This is a genomic window from Cytobacillus firmus (assembly GCF_023612095.1).
GTDB lineage: Bacteria > Bacillota > Bacilli > Bacillales > Cytobacillaceae > Cytobacillus.
This window is the reverse complement of record NZ_CP086235.1, coordinates 60176-77500: the sequence shown is the minus strand read 5'-3', so window position 1 is coordinate 77500 and position 17325 is coordinate 60176. Positions and strand designations below refer to the sequence as shown.

Genomic DNA, 17325 nt, shown 5'->3' with positions numbered 1-17325 from the left:
GTTCGCCCATTAAAGCGGTACGCGAGCTGGGTTCAGAACGTCGTGAGACAGTTCGGTCCCTATCCGTCGTGGGCGCAGGAAATTTGAGAGGAGCTGTCCTTAGTACGAGAGGACCGGGATGGACGCACCGCTGGTGTACCAGTTGTCTTGCCAAAGGCATCGCTGGGTAGCTATGTGCGGAAGGGATAAGTGCTGAAAGCATCTAAGCATGAAGCCCCCCTCGAGATGAGATTTCCCATAGCGTCAAGCTAGTAAGATCCCTGAAAGATGATCAGGTTGATAGGTCAGAGGTGGAAGCGTGGCGACATGTGGAGCTGACTGATACTAATCGATCGAGGACTTAACCAAGTCATATTGGTAATTACTCGGCAACTGCTTCTTCATACATTATCTAGTTTTGAGGGAACGAAGTTTCTTCAATCAAATAGTCCGGTGGCGATAGCGAGAAGGTCACACCCGTTCCCATACCGAACACGGAAGTTAAGCTTCTCAGCGCCGATGGTAGTTGGGGGCTGTCCCCCTGTGAGAGTAGGACGCTGCCGGGCGTATATTATGGAGGATTAGCTCAGCTGGGAGAGCATCTGCCTTACAAGCAGAGGGTCGGCGGTTCGATCCCGTCATCCTCCACCATATAACATGCCGGTGTAGCTCAATTGGTAGAGCAACTGACTTGTAATCAGTAGGTTGGGGGTTCAAGTCCTCTTGCCGGCACCACTTCAATTCCTTTAATGGAATATGAGCCATTAGCTCAGTTGGTAGAGCAGATTGCAGCATCAGTGAGATTCTTCACCCGAATAGCAATCTGTGACAAAGCACGCAGTGCTTTGGAACATCTGACTCAGCAGAAACAAGCTTTAGGAAACATTACTTAGCATGAGCCATTAGCTCAGTCGGTAGAGCATCTGACTTTTAATCAGAGGGTCGAAGGTTCGAGTCCTTCATGGCTCACCATTTTTAATTTCATATTGCGGGTGTGGCGGAATTGGCAGACGCACCAGACTTAGGATCTGGCGCCGCAAGGCGTGGGGGTTCGACTCCCTTCACCCGCACCATTTTAAGCGGAAGTAGTTCAGTGGTAGAACATCACCTTGCCAAGGTGGGGGTCGCGGGTTCGAATCCCGTCTTCCGCTCCATTTTTATGCCGGGGTGGCGGAACTGGCAGACGCACAGGACTTAAAATCCTGCGGTAGGTGACTACCGTACCGGTTCGATTCCGGTCCTCGGCACCATTTAATTTCATATTGCGCCCGTAGCTCAATTGGATAGAGCGTTTGACTACGGATCAAAAGGTTAGGGGTTCGACTCCTCTCGGGCGCGCCATTTTACGGGGAGTAGCTCAGCTTGGTAGAGCACTTGGTTTGGGACCAAGGGGTCGCAGGTTCGAATCCTGTCTTCCCGACCATTTATATTGGGGCCTTAGCTCAGCTGGGAGAGCGCCTGCTTTGCACGCAGGAGGTCAGCGGTTCGATCCCGCTAGGCTCCACCAAGAAAACTTCAAAAAAGTTATTGACTCAGGTGATTAAACCTGATAAGATAATAAAGTCGCTTCTGAGCGGCGGATTGATCTTTGAAAACTGAACGAACAATACGTCAACGTTTAAATCATTAGTTTTTTTGAAAAGACAATCGAGCTTAATCAACTCTTATATGGAGAGTTTGATCCTGGCTCAGGACGAACGCTGGCGGCGTGCCTAATACATGCAAGTCGAGCGGACAGATGGGAGCTTGCTCCCTGAAGTCAGCGGCGGACGGGTGAGTAACACGTGGGCAACCTGCCTGTAAGACTGGGATAACTCCGGGAAACCGGGGCTAATACCGGATAATTCTTTTCCTCTCATGAGGAAAAGCTGAAAGATGGTTTCGGCTATCACTTACAGATGGGCCCGCGGCGCATTAGCTAGTTGGTGAGGTAACGGCTCACCAAGGCCACGATGCGTAGCCGACCTGAGAGGGTGATCGGCCACACTGGGACTGAGACACGGCCCAGACTCCTACGGGAGGCAGCAGTAGGGAATCTTCCGCAATGGACGAAAGTCTGACGGAGCAACGCCGCGTGAGTGATGAAGGTTTTCGGATCGTAAAACTCTGTTGTCAGGGAAGAACAAGTACCGGAGTAACTGCCGGTACCTTGACGGTACCTGACCAGAAAGCCACGGCTAACTACGTGCCAGCAGCCGCGGTAATACGTAGGTGGCAAGCGTTGTCCGGAATTATTGGGCGTAAAGCGCGCGCAGGCGGTTCCTTAAGTCTGATGTGAAAGCCCCCGGCTCAACCGGGGAGGGTCATTGGAAACTGGGGAACTTGAGTGCAGAAGAGAAGAGTGGAATTCCACGTGTAGCGGTGAAATGCGTAGAGATGTGGAGGAACACCAGTGGCGAAGGCGACTCTTTGGTCTGTAACTGACGCTGAGGCGCGAAAGCGTGGGGAGCAAACAGGATTAGATACCCTGGTAGTCCACGCCGTAAACGATGAGTGCTAAGTGTTAGAGGGTTTCCGCCCTTTAGTGCTGCAGCAAACGCATTAAGCACTCCGCCTGGGGAGTACGGCCGCAAGGCTGAAACTCAAAGGAATTGACGGGGGCCCGCACAAGCGGTGGAGCATGTGGTTTAATTCGAAGCAACGCGAAGAACCTTACCAGGTCTTGACATCTCCTGACAACCCTAGAGATAGGGCGTTCCCCTTCGGGGGACAGGATGACAGGTGGTGCATGGTTGTCGTCAGCTCGTGTCGTGAGATGTTGGGTTAAGTCCCGCAACGAGCGCAACCCTTGATCTTAGTTGCCAGCATTCAGTTGGGCACTCTAAGGTGACTGCCGGTGACAAACCGGAGGAAGGTGGGGATGACGTCAAATCATCATGCCCCTTATGACCTGGGCTACACACGTGCTACAATGGATGGTACAAAGGGCTGCAAAACCGCGAGGTTAAGCGAATCCCATAAAACCATTCTCAGTTCGGATTGCAGGCTGCAACTCGCCTGCATGAAGCCGGAATCGCTAGTAATCGCGGATCAGCATGCCGCGGTGAATACGTTCCCGGGCCTTGTACACACCGCCCGTCACACCACGAGAGTTTGTAACACCCGAAGTCGGTGGGGTAACCTTTTGGAGCCAGCCGCCTAAGGTGGGACAGATGATTGGGGTGAAGTCGTAACAAGGTAGCCGTATCGGAAGGTGCGGCTGGATCACCTCCTTTCTAAGGAATATTTACAAGAAACGTGACGTTTTCTGTTCGTTCAGTTTTGAGAGTTCAATCTCTCAATGAAAGATTCGTTCTTTGAAAACTAGATAATGATTATGAAGAAGCAATAACCGAGTAATCGCCATTTTAGTAAATTCTCTCTATGTAAATAGAGTTTAAAACCTTTGATTTTGTTCATCTTCGATGAATCTGTCAAATACGGTTAAGTTAGAAAGGGCGCACGGTGAATGCCTTGGCACTAGGAGCCGATGAAGGACGGTACTAACACCGATATGCTTCGGGGAGCTGTAAGTAAGCTTTGATCCGGAGATTTCCGAATGGGGAAACCCCCTATCCGTAATGGGATAGGATCTTTACCTGAATACATAGGGTATGGAAGGCAGACCCGGGGAACTGAAACATCTAAGTACCCGGAGGAAGAGAAAGCAAACGCGATTCCCTGAGTAGCGGCGAGCGAAACGGGATTAGCCCAAACCAGGAGGCTTGCCTCCTGGGGTTGTAGGACACTCTATACGGAGTTACAAAGGAACGAGGTAAATGAACAGGTCTGGAAAGGCCGGCCAGAGAAGGTAAAAGCCCTGTAGTTGAAACTTCGTTCCCTCCAGAGTGGATCCTGAGTACGGCGGGACACGAGAAATCCCGTCGGAAGCAGGGAGGACCATCTCCCAAGGCTAAATACTCCCTAGTGACCGATAGTGAACCAGTACCGTGAGGGAAAGGTGAAAAGCACCCCGGAAGGGGAGTGAAAGAGATCCTGAAACCGTGTGCCTACAAGTAGTTAGAGCCCGTTAATGGGTGATAGCGTGCCTTTTGTAGAATGAACCGGCGAGTTACGATTACATGCGAGGTTAAGTTGATAAGACGGAGCCGCAGCGAAAGCGAGTCTGAATAGGGCGAATGAGTATGTGGTCGTAGACCCGAAACCAGGTGATCTACCCATGTCCAGGGTGAAGTCCAGGTAACACTGGATGGAGGCCCGAACCCACGCACGTTGAAAAGTGCGGGGATGAGGTGTGGGTAGCGGAGAAATTCCAATCGAACCTGGAGATAGCTGGTTCTCTCCGAAATAGCTTTAGGGCTAGCCTCATGTAGTAAGAGTCTTGGAGGTAGAGCACTGTTTGGACTAGGGGCCCCCATCGGGTTACCGAATTCAGACAAACTCCGAATGCCAAAGACTTATCCATGGGAGTCAGACTGCGAGTGATAAGATCCGTAGTCAAGAGGGAAACAGCCCAGACCACCAGCTAAGGTCCCAAAGTATACGTTAAGTGGAAAAGGATGTGGAGTTGCTTAGACAACCAGGATGTTGGCTTAGAAGCAGCCACCATTTAAAGAGTGCGTAATAGCTCACTGGTCGAGTGACTCCGCGCCGAAAATGTACCGGGGCTAAACGTATCACCGAAGCTGTGGATTGACATCTTTCGATGTCAGTGGTAGGAGAGCGTTCTAAGGGCGTTGAAGCCAGACCGCAAGGACTGGTGGAGCGCTTAGAAGTGAGAATGCCGGTATGAGTAGCGAAAGATGGGTGAGAATCCCATCCACCGAATGCCTAAGGTTTCCTGAGGAAGGCTCGTCCGCTCAGGGTTAGTCGGGACCTAAGCCGAGGCTGAAAAGCGTAGGCGATGGACAACAGGTTGATATTCCTGTACCACCTCTTTACCGTTTGAGCAATGGGGGGACGCAGGAGGATAGGGTAAGCGCGCTGCTGGATTAGCGCGTCCAAGCAGTTAGGCCGGTAACGAGGCAAATCCCGTTACCACACAGGCTGAGCTGTGACGGCGAGGGAAATTTAGTACCGAAGTTCCTGATTCCACACTGCCAAGAAAAGCCTCTAGCGAGGGAAAAGGTGCCCGTACCGCAAACCGACACAGGTAGGCGAGGAGAGAATCCTAAGGTGAGCGAGAGAACTCTCGTTAAGGAACTCGGCAAAATGACCCCGTAACTTCGGGAGAAGGGGTGCTCATTAGGGTGAATAGCCCTGATGAGCCGCAGTGAATAGGCCCAGGCGACTGTTTAGCAAAAACACAGGTCTCTGCGAAGCCGCAAGGCGAAGTATAGGGGCTGACGCCTGCCCGGTGCTGGAAGGTTAAGAGGAGAGGTTAGCGCAAGCGAAGCTTTGAATCGAAGCCCCAGTAAACGGCGGCCGTAACTATAACGGTCCTAAGGTAGCGAAATTCCTTGTCGGGTAAGTTCCGACCCGCACGAAAGGCGTAACGATCTGGGCACTGTCTCAACGAGAGACTCGGTGAAATTATAGTACCTGTGAAGATGCAGGTTACCCGCGACAGGACGGAAAGACCCCGTGGAGCTTTACTGTAGCCTGATATTGAATTTTGGTACAGCTTGTACAGGATAGGTAGGAGCCTGAGAAGCCGGAGCGCTAGCTTCGGTGGAGGCGTCGGTGGGATACTACCCTGGCTGTATTGAAATTCTAACCCGCGCCCCTGATCGGGGCGGGAGACAGTGTCAGGTGGGCAGTTTGACTGGGGCGGTCGCCTCCTAAAAAGTAACGGAGGCGCCCAAAGGTTCCCTCAGAATGGTTGGAAATCATTCGCAGAGTGTAAAGGCACAAGGGAGCTTGACTGCGAGACCTACAAGTCGAGCAGGGACGAAAGTCGGGCTTAGTGATCCGGTGGTTCCGCATGGAAGGGCCATCGCTCAACGGATAAAAGCTACCCCGGGGATAACAGGCTTATCTCCCCCAAGAGTCCACATCGACGGGGAGGTTTGGCACCTCGATGTCGGCTCATCGCATCCTGGGGCTGTAGTCGGTCCCAAGGGTTGGGCTGTTCGCCCATTAAAGCGGTACGCGAGCTGGGTTCAGAACGTCGTGAGACAGTTCGGTCCCTATCCGTCGTGGGCGCAGGAAATTTGAGAGGAGCTGTCCTTAGTACGAGAGGACCGGGATGGACGCACCGCTGGTGTACCAGTTGTCTTGCCAAAGGCATCGCTGGGTAGCTATGTGCGGAAGGGATAAGTGCTGAAAGCATCTAAGCATGAAGCCCCCCTCGAGATGAGATTTCCCATAGCGTCAAGCTAGTAAGATCCCTGAAAGATGATCAGGTTGATAGGTCAGAGGTGGAAGCGTGGCGACATGTGGAGCTGACTGATACTAATCGATCGAGGACTTAACCAAAACGAAAAGCGGAGGCGACTGTTCAACTTCGAGAGACGTTGGAGAGCCGGCCATTCAAATCCTGGTTTTGGGATTTGGAGGGACGGATCGAAACGGCCGAGAAGTTAGGAGCCGAAGCTAGACAAGTCATATTGGTAATTACTCGGCAACTGCTTCTTCATACATTATCTAGTTTTGAGGGAACGAAGTTTCTTCAAACCAAATAGTCCGGTGGCGATAGCGAGAAGGTCACACCCGTTCCCATACCGAACACGGAAGTTAAGCTTCTCAGCGCCGATGGTAGTTGGGGGCTGTCCCCCTGTGAGAGTAGGACGCTGCCGGGCAAATGAAAGAGCACCTGATGGGTGCTCTTTTTTGTGTGTAATTATTGGGATCTGAATCAGTTGGACTCTTCTTTATATTGAAAAGTCCAGTTATGCGTCACTTCGGCCAGCATTTGCGTCACTTTTTCTGGATATGCGTCACTATGGCACAGATATGCGTCACTTTCATGCTATATGCGCCAGAATTAAATAATATGCACCGTTCCCTATTTTCATAGTCATTTCGTTCTCTGCGAAGAAGAATTGTGCCAAATGTAAGATAAACTCCATAACATGCTAGATAAATCAAAAAACATGTTAGATAAATTCAAAAACCTGCAAGATAAATCTCCAATCATGCTAGATAAACCTCCAAACACGCTAGATAAAACGCGTCACCCCATCTTCAAAAAATCTAAAAACAGCACACATCCAGCTTTGCGATCCCCACCCCACCCAAAAAACAATCAACCATACACATAAGCTGTCATCCAAAAAACTTCCCTCAGTCAAGCACAAACCCGCCCAGCCAAAAATATATTGTTATCGACATTAACTTCCATTATCAGGTTTGGGAAGTCAAAAAATGGGGAAAATTATTAATACCCGCCAATTGCAAGAAATTACATAAATCATGTATAATTAATGTCAAATATAGTCAAAGTCAGATAGGGGGAGGCCTGGTGAGAAATATATCCGACATAATTGAGCATTATCTCAAACAGGTTTTAGAGAAGAGTGAAAGGGAAATCGTGGAAATTAAAAGAAGCGAAATCGCTGACAAATTCCAGTGTGTTCCTTCTCAGATCAATTATGTGATTAACACCCGTTTCACGATTGAAAAAGGTTATGCAGTAGAAAGTAAGCGGGGCGGCGGTGGCTTCATCCGGATTATGAAAGTCCAGTCCTATGACCATGCTGATTTGATTGACCAGTTAATATCTTTGGTGCAGAGCAGGATTGCCCAGAGCAGTGCGGAGAATGTCATCTACCGTCTCGTAGAAGAAGAGATTATAACACACAGGGAAGCTAAAATAATGCTTAGTGTTATAGACCGTTCTGTTTTGTATATTGACCTTCCTTTCAGGGATGAGCTGAGGGCAAGAATGCTTAAGGCAATGCTGACCACTTTGAAATATAAATAGTAGTGAGCTGGAGAGGTGAAGTCATGATTTGTCAGGAATGTAATCAAAGGCCGGCCACGCTGCACTTTACTAAGGTTGTAAATGGCGAGAAAGCAGAGTTTCATCTTTGTGAGAAATGCGCACAGGAAAAAGGTGAAATGTTTATGCTGGGCAGCGGGGCCGGTTTTTCAATAAATAACTTGCTTGCTGGCCTTTTAAATATTCAGCCTGCCTTTCAGGGGTCGGGCGAGGATCCTTTCCAGCAGGAGAAGGTTCTGCAGTGTGAGCAATGCTCCCTGACCTTTCAGCAATTTATTAAAGTTGGCCGTTTTGGATGCGCCAGCTGCTATGAGACTTTTAAAGATCAATTAATCCCCATTCTCAGAAGGCTGCACAGCGGGAATTCTTCACACAGCGGGAAAATCCCGGCCAGAATCGGGGGAACCATTCAATTGCGCAGGAATATGGATGATTTAAAAAATCAGTTAAAAGAAATGATTTCCAAAGAAGAGTTTGAGAGAGCGGCAGAATTGAGAGACGAAATAAGGAAATTGGAAAAGCAGCTCAATGCCGATCAAAAGGGAGGGGAGTAGCTTGTCGCTGGAACGTTTCATAAATCAAGCTATCAGCTCCTGGATGAGTGCAGAAGGCCCTGATTCCGATATTGTATTAAGCTCACGGATCAGGCTCGCCCGCAATATAAAGCAATTTAAATTCCCTACCTTATTTTCAAATGAAGAAGCAGAAGCAGTCATTGAAAAAATAAAGGCAAGGGTGGAGCATTCTTCTTTTTCAAAACTTGGGGAAATGGAGCTTTTATTAATGGATAGCCTTCAGCCGCTTCAAAAAAGAGTGCTGATGGAAAAGCATCTGATCAGTCCCCATCTTGCTGAGAATTCAACTCATGGTGCCTGCCTTCTTTCTGAAAATGAAGAAGTCAGCATCATGATTAATGAAGAAGACCATATAAGGATTCAATGCCTGTTTCCGGGGTTTCAGCTTTCTGAAGCCTTAAATATGGCAAATGAAATTGATGATTGGCTGGAGGAAGAAGCCGATTATGCATTTGATGAAGGTATTGGCTTTTTAACAAGCTGCCCCACAAATGTAGGAACCGGGCTCAGGGCATCGGTTATGATGCATTTGCCGGGCCTCGTTCTCACACACCAAATGAACCGGATTATCCCGGCAATTAACCAGTTAGGTTTAGTTGTTAGAGGAATTTACGGGGAAGGCAGCGAAGCTTTAGGTAACATCTTTCAAGTTTCAAATCAGATCACTCTCGGAAAATCCGAAGAGGATATCGCCGAGGATCTGAAAAGCGTTGTCAGTCAGCTGATTTCTCAGGAAAGATCGGCAAGGCAAGCATTAGCAAAGACTTCTAACATACAATTAGAAGATAGAGTCTTCCGCTCTTATGGCGTTTTATCAAACAGCCGGATCATTGAATCAAAGGAAGCAGCACAATGCTTGTCAGATGTTCGCCTGGGGATTGATATGCAATACATCAAAAACATATCAAAGAATATATTGAATGAGCTGATGATCCTGACACAGCCCGGCTTCCTGCAGCAATATGCAGGCGGGCCGCTCAGACCGCATGAACGTGATATCCGCAGAGCTTCATTAATTAGGGAAAGATTAAAAATGGAAGATCAAGAGTTGGGAGGATGAAATTATGATGTTCGGACGATTTACGGAAAGAGCTCAAAAAGTATTGGCGTTAGCACAGGAGGAAGCAATCCGTTTAGGACATAATAACATCGGAACAGAGCATATTCTGCTTGGGCTTGTACGCGAGGGTGAAGGAATTGCGGCTAAAGCTCTGTATGCTTTAGGCCTCGGCTCTGATAAGATCCAAAAAGAGGTTGAGAATTTAATTGGCAGGGGGCAGGATGCTTCCCAGACCATTCACTATACACCGCGTGCCAAGAAAGTGATTGAACTTTCCATGGACGAAGCAAGAAAGCTTGGCCATTCCTATGTAGGAACAGAGCATATCCTGCTTGGCCTGATCCGTGAAGGCGAAGGAGTTGCTGCGAGGGTATTGAATAACCTTGGAGTCAGCCTCAATAAAGCGCGCCAGCAGGTGCTTCAGCTGTTAGGCAGCAATGAGTCCGGCAGCCATCAGGGAGGATCCGCAGCCAATGCGAACACACCGACATTGGATGGATTGGCACGTGACCTGACTGCTATTGCCAGAGAAGGAAGCCTCGATCCGGTTATAGGACGAAGCAAAGAAATTCAGCGTGTAATCGAAGTATTAAGCCGCAGAACGAAAAACAACCCCGTTCTCATTGGTGAGCCTGGTGTAGGTAAAACAGCCATTGCAGAGGGCCTTGCGCAGCAGATTATTAACAATGAAGTGCCGGAGACTCTTCGCGATAAAAGGGTTATGACGCTTGATATGGGTACAGTGGTTGCCGGAACGAAGTATCGCGGTGAATTTGAAGACCGCCTGAAGAAGGTAATGGATGAGATCAGGCAGGCAGGAAACATCATCTTATTCATTGACGAGCTTCATACATTAATAGGTGCAGGAGGAGCAGAAGGAGCGATTGATGCTTCCAATATCCTAAAGCCATCTCTTGCGCGCGGTGAACTCCAGTGTATTGGTGCCACTACACTTGATGAATATAGAAAATACATTGAAAAAGATGCGGCACTTGAAAGAAGGTTCCAGCCTATTACGGTTGATGAGCCGACTGCCGAAGAATCTGTTCAAATCCTTGAGGGACTGCGCGACCGTTACGAGGCCCATCACCGCGTAACCATTACAGATGCAGCGATTGAAGCAGCTGTAAAGCTGTCAGACCGCTACATTTCAGACCGCTTTCTTCCGGATAAGGCGATTGATTTAATCGATGAAGCAGGTTCAAAAGTAAGATTGCGTTCGTATACTACGCCTCCAAATCTGAAAGAGCTTGAGGTTAAACTTGAGGATGTAAGAAAAGAGAAGGATGCAGCCGTACAAAGCCAGGAATTTGAAAAAGCGGCTTCCTTAAGGGATACGGAGCAGCGCCTGCGTGAACAGCTGGAGGAAACGAAGAAAACCTGGAAAGAAAAGCAGGGCCAAGAAAACAGTGAAGTGACGGTTGAGGATATTGCCAATGTGGTAGCCAGCTGGACCGGAATCCCTGTTTCGAAGCTTGCCCAAACTGAAACAGAAAAGCTTCTTAATCTGGAAGAAATCCTTCATTCCCGTGTAATCGGGCAGGAAGAAGCCGTTAAGGCCATTTCAAAGGCTGTCCGCCGTGCCCGTGCAGGCCTTAAAGATCCGAAGCGCCCGATTGGCTCGTTTGTATTCCTTGGGCCGACAGGGGTAGGTAAAACAGAGCTGGCCCGTGCATTAGCAGAAGCTATGTTCGGTGATGAGGATGCGATGATCCGCATCGATATGTCAGAATACATGGAGAAGCATTCCACATCCCGTCTGGTCGGGTCTCCTCCAGGTTATGTAGGGTATGAAGAAGGAGGCCAATTAACCGAAAAAGTCCGCAGAAAACCATATTCTGTTGTGCTTCTCGATGAAATTGAAAAGGCCCACCCTGATGTATTCAATATCCTATTACAGGTATTGGAAGACGGAAGATTAACAGACTCGAAGGGAAGAACTGTTGATTTCCGTAATACCGTTCTGATTATGACATCCAATGTAGGTGCTGAAGCGCTTAAGCGGAACAAATACGTTGGCTTTAACATCCAGGATGGGGAACAGGATTACAAAGATATGAAAGGTAAGGTAATGGAAGAGATGAAGAAGTCCTTCCGTCCTGAATTCCTAAACCGCATCGATGAAATTATCGTTTTCCATGCATTGGAGAGAAAGCATCTACAGGAAATCGTTTCGCTTATGTCTGATACATTAACGAAACGTTTGAAGGAACAGGATATTGCACTGGAATTAACAGATGCAGCCAAAGAAAAAATCTCGGTTGAGGGCTATGATCCTGAGTACGGAGCACGTCCGCTCCGACGGGCCATTCAAAAGCATATTGAAGACCGTTTATCCGAAGAGCTGTTAAGAGGAACAGTCCTGACCGGACAAAGCGTGGTAATCGATGTAAAGGATGGAGAATTTGTGGTGAAAACCACAGAACCAAGCAGAACAGCAAACCTTCAAAAATAAGGTTGTAACGGACCATAATAAGACATCAGATGATCACACACAGCAAAAAGGTACACGTCCCTGTTATACGTGTACCTTTTTGTACTCTTTCAGGCTATTTTTAAAAGCAGTCTTAAAAGAGGTTTATTCAGGCGTTTTATGTTAATTTTAAGAGAGAAAAAGATATCTGGACAAAAACATTTTAAGACCCGCTGGAAAAGGGAATAGGAAGTAAACCTACTTCTTTCATCACTGGTTCTTTCACGCAAGGCCGGTAATAATAAGATTTTCCTTTACCGCGGCTGGTATGAATGTACAGAGAGGGGAAGAAGTATGGCTAAAAGAAAAACGAAATTCATGTGCCAGGAATGCGGCTATGAATCAGCGAAATGGATGGGAAAATGTCCAGGGTGCGGGCAATGGAATACGATGGTGGAAGAGGTCGAGAAGCCAGCTTCAACGAGAAGAGGCGCTTTTGCACATTCACAGGGAACGGCCATAGCGGCAAAAGCTACGCCGATTACATCCATCGAAACAGTCAGCGAACCCCGCATACATACCGATTTAAAAGAATTAAACCGTGTCCTCGGGGGCGGTATTGTAAGAGGCTCCCTTGTTCTGATCGGGGAGATCCGGGCATCGGGAAATCAACGCTTCTGCTTCAAGTATCCTCACAGCTGGCGAACAAAAAACATTCTGTTCTCTATATATCAGGGGAAGAATCCATGCGCCAGACGAAGCTGCGGGCTGACCGATTGGGTGTTTCTTCAGACAGTCTGCTCGTTTATTCGGAAACCAGCCTTGAAGAAATCAGCAGAACGATTGAAACAGTCAACCCTGACTTTGTCATTATCGACTCCATACAGACGATTTTCCATCCGGAAGTCACATCGGCGCCGGGGAGCGTTTCCCAGGTTCGGGAATGTACCGCTGAACTGATGCGCATTGGCAAAACGAAGGGAATCGCCATTTTTATCGTAGGGCATGTTACAAAGGAGGGCTCCATTGCGGGTCCAAGACTTCTGGAGCACATGGTGGATACGGTTTTATACTTTGAAGGTGAACGCCATCATACATACCGGATTTTACGGGCTGTAAAAAACAGGTTCGGGTCAACAAACGAGATGGGCATTTTTGAAATGAAGGAATTAGGGCTGGAGGAAGTGGCCAATCCATCGGAAATTTTCCTCGAAGAGCGGTCACAGGGGGCTGCCGGTTCAACAGTCGTTGCTTCCATGGAGGGGACGAGGCCAGTTCTGGTTGAAATTCAGGCGCTTATTTCCCCGACAAGCTTTGGGAATCCGCGACGAATGGCAACCGGAATCGATCATAATCGGGTTCCGCTCCTGATGGCCGTTTTGGAAAAACGGGTCGGAATGCTCCTGCAAAATCAGGATGCCTACCTAAAAGTCGCTGGCGGAGTAAAGCTTGATGAACCGGCAATTGATTTGGCCATAGCGGTCAGCATTGCGTCGAGTTTTCGGGATAAGCCGACAAAAGCAACAGACTGCATCATCGGAGAAGTAGGACTTACAGGCGAAGTCAGGAGAGTCTCAAGAATCGAACAAAGAGTACAGGAGGCGGCCAAGCTGGGCTTTGAACGGGTCATCCTGCCGGCGAACAATCTTGGCGGCTGGAGCGCACCGGGTGGAATTGAACTAATCGGAGTAAGCTCTGTAGGTGAAGCGCTAAAGGCTGCGTTAGGGGGATGAACATGGAGACTAAAAAAATGGGCGAAAAAACAATGAGTGAAATCCTTCGGTTCATGGCTCCGGGTACGCCTATCAGGGAAGGGATTGATAATGTTCTGCGCGCCAATACAGGCGGGCTGATTGTATTGGGCTCAAAAGAAAAGCTGAGCAACCTTGTGGATGGGGGTTTTCAGATTAATTGCCCATTTTCACCGAGTTATCTGTATGAGCTGGCCAAGATGGACGGGGCTATTATCTTAAATGAAGAAGGAAACATGATTCTGATTGCGAATGCCCAGCTTGCTCCTGATCCCGGCGTACCATCTACGGAAACGGGCATGCGGCATCGCACGGCTGAGCGGGTAGCGCGGCAAACAGGCGCATTAGTGATTGCCATTTCCCAGAGACGTAATGTCATTACCCTTTATAAGGGGCATTCCCGTTATGCGCTAAGGGATATTGGCGTTATTTTAACGAAGGCGAATGTAGCCGTCCAGACGCTTGAAAAATATAAGGTGGTTCTTGAACAGAGCATCGGCAATCTCAGCATCCTGGAATTTGAGGAGCTTGTTACCTACAGTGACATCCTCCATGTTTTTCATAATATCGAAATGGTTCTGCGCATTAAAAATGAGCTGCTTACCTATTTAAGTGAACTGGGCACCGAAGGAAGGCTGATCCGGCTCCAGATGAATGAACTGCTTGTGGAGCTTGAACGGGAAGCAGAATGGATTATTAGAGATTATGCTCAATCAAGAGACATCGACTCCAAGGAAGCCCTTGTCAAACTGCAGGTGCTTTCAAAAGGGGAAATGCTCGAAGACTCTGTCATCCTAAAGCTTTTGGGCTATAACGGGTATATTCACACGGAAGAATTCAAATGCCCACGCGGCTTCCGCATGCTGAATAAAGTTCCGCGCCTGCCGCCAATTATTATTGATAATCTGATTAACCGGTTTGAAGAATTCCCGAATATCATCACGGCAACTGTAGAGGAGCTCGATGAGGTGGAAGGAATCGGGGAAGTGCGGGCAAGAAAAATTAAAGAGGGACTTAAGCTCATAAAGGAGCAGGTTTTTGCGGATCGCCAGCTATAAAGAGACCATTGAACTATGTAATTGGTTATGCTAAAATGGTTGGTTAATTATTTGACAGTTTATTGCCAATGGTGCTAACCTTAAAGTGGAAGGAAGTATTAATTAAAACAGGTCTTTTACTATCGTGAAATAATTAACAAGGAACAAAAATGAAAATACCCGGGATTCAGGGTTTCAATTTTGTGAATTTGTTTATAATGAGTAAAAGGAGGTGAAGGAATGTTAAAACGTATTGTACAGGCATGCTTCCTTATTATTGGGGTAACGCTTGGAATATTTTTAATTCCTGACTTATTAAAATTAATCAGTTTAGATGACATTCCTCTTTTAAACAATCCATACGTGTCCGCCATTTTAGGTGCTATTATTTTTTATCTTTTAACTTTTTGGGCGGTTGATCATGTCGTCAATTTCGTGAGATGGGCAGAAGAATCACTGGTAAAAGTACCTATAACAGATATTATTTTTGGAAGTGTCGGCCTGGTTTTTGGATTAGTCATTGCCTTTTTAATCGGATACGCCCTAAGTACGATTGAGGTGCCGATACTGAATACCGTTGCTCCCATTGTGCTTACGCTTATATTCGGCTATCTGGGATTTCAGGTTGGCTTTAAAAAGCGGGATGAGCTTTTAAGCTTATTTTCCAGCAAGAAAAAGAAGAGCAGTGAAGAAGAACTTGAGCCTGAAGCTCCACCTAAAAAGTCACTCAAGATCCTTGATACAAGCGTTATCATCGATGGCCGCATTGCTGATATCTGCCAGACTGGCTTTTTGGAAGGCACGATTGTCATTCCGCAGTTTGTGCTTGAAGAACTTCAGCATATTGCTGATTCATCAGATGTATTAAAGCGCAACCGAGGCAGACGGGGTCTGGATATATTAAACCGGATTCAAAAAGAGCTTTCGATTAATGTGGAAATTTATGAAGGTGATTTTGAAGAAATCCAAGAGGTCGACAGCAAGCTGGTGAAGCTGGCTAAGTTAACGAATGGCGTCGTTGTGACCAATGATTTTAACTTAAACAAGGTTTGTGAACTGCAAAAAGTGGCAGTCCTTAATATTAATGATCTGGCTAATGCGGTCAAACCGGTTGTGCTGCCAGGTGAAGAAATGAAGGTACAGGTAATAAAAGACGGCAAGGAACAGAATCAGGGGATTGCTTATCTGGACGACGGCACGATGATCGTGGTGGAAGAAGGCAGAAACTACATTGGCAAACATATTGATGTACTTGTCACAAGTGTTCTGCAGACATCAGCCGGAAGAATGATCTTTGCAAAACCCAAGCTTCTGGAAAAGGCTTTATAATGTAGGATTGAAAGTGGGACAGAACGTGCAGGGAGAATGATTTCCCTGCCTTTTTGCCTGCTTTTTTAACAAATAAGAAAGTATTAACTGTCTAGCTCCAGCGCCTTCCCCCTCGAGGTGTCGGGGGTGACCAGGGCGCTTGCGCTTTTCTAAAAAGAGGAGTCAAAAATATGAATTATCAAGCGATTCTCCCGGCGGCCGGGCAGGGGAAACGAATGGGAGCCGGAAAGAATAAGCTTCTTCTGGAAATTGGGAATGTCCCTGTGTTTATACATACGTTAAGAGTTTTTGAGAGTGACCCGGAGTGCACAGGCATTTTACTGGCCATTAATCCTCAGGATGAGGAAGAAATGTGCAATCTCTTAAAAAAGCATCAGATTAAGAAGGTGGCTGCTATGGTTGAAGGCGGTAAGGAAAGGCAGCATAGCGTCTATAATGCGACCAAGGCAGCTTCGGGCGAGGAAGTAGTGCTGGTTCATGACGCTGCCCGTCCTTTTATTACCCGGGATTTACTGCAGCCTCTGGTGAAAGCAGCCTGGGAAAAAGGAGCTGCTGTTCTGGCAGTGCCGCTGAAGGATACCATTAAAAAAGCTGACGGGCATTTAATCACAGAAACGCTTGAACGTTCCTATCTGTGGGCAGTTCAAACTCCACAGGCCTTTCGCGTTTCTTCCCTGCTTGAGGCACACCGCAAGGCAGACGAAGACGGCTTTTTAGGAACAGATGATGCGAGCCTCGTGGAGCGGTTAGGCAATGAAGTGGTGATTGTTGAGGGAAGTTACGATAATATTAAGCTGACAACGCCGGAAGATATTTATTTTGCGGAAGCAATTATAAAGAAAAGAAGTCATATGTAAAGGGGATTGTGATCATGTTTCGGATTGGACAAGGATTTGATGTTCACCAGTTTGCTGAAGGACGCCCGCTGATTATCGGGGGTATTGAAATACCATATGAGAAAGGGCTTTTAGGGCATTCAGATGCAGATGTCCTGCTGCATACAGTGGCAGATGCCTGCCTTGGGGCCATTGGAGAAGGGGACATTGGACGGCATTTTCCTGATACCGATCCTGAATTCAAGGATGCCGATTCGGCAAAGCTGCTGCAGCATGTATGGGGAATCGTAAAAGAAAAAGGGTATGAGCTGGTTAATGCAGACTGCACCATCATCGCCCAGAAACCGAAGATGGCTCCACATATCGGTAAAATGCAGGAGCGGATTGCAGAGCTTCTGGAAACCGAGAAAGAAAATATTAATGTGAAAGCAACAACTACAGAAAAGCTTGGCTTTACGGGACGGGAAGAGGGAATCGCTTCCCAGGCCGCTGTTTTGCTGAAAAAGATAGAGAACCGTTAAAA

8 protein-coding genes, 9 tRNA genes, 5 rRNA genes and 1 pseudogene (1 of these 23 running past the window's edge) are annotated in these 17325 nt (G+C 47.7%); all 23 read left to right on the top strand.

Translation table 11 applies throughout. From position 1 onward, the window contains the following. Positions 1–348, top strand: a 23S ribosomal RNA gene (locus LLY41_RS00475); it begins 2588 nt to the left of the window's first position. An 80-nt stretch (positions 349–428) separates the two neighbouring features. After that, positions 429–545: ribosomal RNA gene (rrf, locus tag LLY41_RS00470) — 5S ribosomal RNA — on the top strand. Positions 546–554: 9 nt separating this feature from the next. Beyond that, positions 555–630 (top strand) — tRNA-Val (locus LLY41_RS00465). Positions 631–638: 8 nt separating this feature from the next. Then, positions 639–714: transfer RNA gene (locus LLY41_RS00460), tRNA-Thr, on the top strand. Positions 715–875: 161 nt separating this feature from the next. Beyond that, a tRNA-Lys gene (locus LLY41_RS00455) sits at positions 876–951 on the top strand. A 16-nt stretch (positions 952–967) separates the two neighbouring features. Further along, positions 968–1052 (top strand) — tRNA-Leu (locus LLY41_RS00450). A 6-nt stretch (positions 1053–1058) separates the two neighbouring features. Further along, positions 1059–1133, top strand: a tRNA-Gly gene (locus tag LLY41_RS00445). 7 nt (positions 1134–1140) lie between these two features. Further along, positions 1141–1229, top strand: a tRNA-Leu gene (locus LLY41_RS00440). A 14-nt stretch (positions 1230–1243) separates the two neighbouring features. Then, positions 1244–1320: transfer RNA gene (locus tag LLY41_RS00435), tRNA-Arg, on the top strand. 5 nt (positions 1321–1325) lie between these two features. After that, a tRNA-Pro gene (locus LLY41_RS00430) sits at positions 1326–1402 on the top strand. 8 nt (positions 1403–1410) lie between these two features. Next, positions 1411–1486: transfer RNA gene (locus LLY41_RS00425), tRNA-Ala, on the top strand. 158 nt (positions 1487–1644) lie between these two features. Continuing rightward, positions 1645–3194: ribosomal RNA gene (locus LLY41_RS00420) — 16S ribosomal RNA — on the top strand. Between the two features lie 206 nt (positions 3195–3400). After that, positions 3401–6336 (top strand): 23S ribosomal RNA (locus LLY41_RS00415). Between the two features lie 206 nt (positions 6337–6542). Continuing rightward, positions 6543–6659 (top strand): 5S ribosomal RNA (rrf, locus tag LLY41_RS00410). The 16S, 23S and 5S rRNA genes sit together here with 9 tRNA genes alongside, the layout of an rRNA operon. A 662-nt stretch (positions 6660–7321) precedes the next feature. Continuing rightward, entirely contained in the window at positions 7322–7783 is a 462-nt protein-coding gene (locus tag LLY41_RS00405) for a CtsR family transcriptional regulator (RefSeq protein ID WP_095246025.1), read from the top strand. A 23-nt stretch (positions 7784–7806) separates the two neighbouring features. Continuing rightward, positions 7807–8355, top strand: coding sequence for a protein-arginine kinase activator protein McsA (locus tag LLY41_RS00400; RefSeq protein ID WP_304586653.1), 549 nt, complete (start codon positions 7807–7809; stop codon positions 8353–8355). Position 8356: 1 nt separating this feature from the next. Further along, entirely contained in the window at positions 8357–9436 is a 1080-nt protein-coding gene (locus tag LLY41_RS00395; protein ID WP_095246023.1) for a protein-arginine kinase McsB, read from the top strand. A 4-nt stretch (positions 9437–9440) separates the two neighbouring features. Continuing rightward, positions 9441–11891, top strand: a complete 2451-nt coding sequence (gene clpC / locus LLY41_RS00390; RefSeq protein WP_095246022.1) for an ATP-dependent protease ATP-binding subunit ClpC — start codon at positions 9441–9443, stop codon at positions 11889–11891. A 312-nt stretch (positions 11892–12203) separates the two neighbouring features. Beyond that, positions 12204–13582, top strand: a pseudogene (radA, locus tag LLY41_RS00385) (DNA repair protein RadA). Between the two features lie 2 nt (positions 13583–13584). Next, entirely contained in the window at positions 13585–14658 is a 1074-nt protein-coding gene (gene disA / locus LLY41_RS00380; RefSeq protein WP_095246020.1) for a DNA integrity scanning diadenylate cyclase DisA, read from the top strand. A gap of 219 nt (positions 14659–14877) precedes the next feature. After that, complete coding sequence (locus LLY41_RS00375) at positions 14878–15966, top strand: PIN/TRAM domain-containing protein (protein ID WP_095246019.1); 1089 nt, start codon at positions 14878–14880, stop codon at positions 15964–15966. Positions 15967–16136: 170 nt separating this feature from the next. Next, positions 16137–16823, top strand: a complete 687-nt coding sequence (gene ispD / locus LLY41_RS00370) for a 2-C-methyl-D-erythritol 4-phosphate cytidylyltransferase (protein WP_095246018.1) — start codon at positions 16137–16139, stop codon at positions 16821–16823. Between the two features lie 14 nt (positions 16824–16837). Continuing rightward, positions 16838–17323 carry a 2-C-methyl-D-erythritol 2,4-cyclodiphosphate synthase gene (ispF, locus tag LLY41_RS00365; RefSeq protein WP_095246017.1) on the top strand — a complete coding sequence of 162 codons (486 nt, stop codon included), beginning with the start codon at positions 16838–16840 and terminating at the stop codon, positions 17321–17323. Positions 17324–17325: the final 2 nt, after the last annotated feature.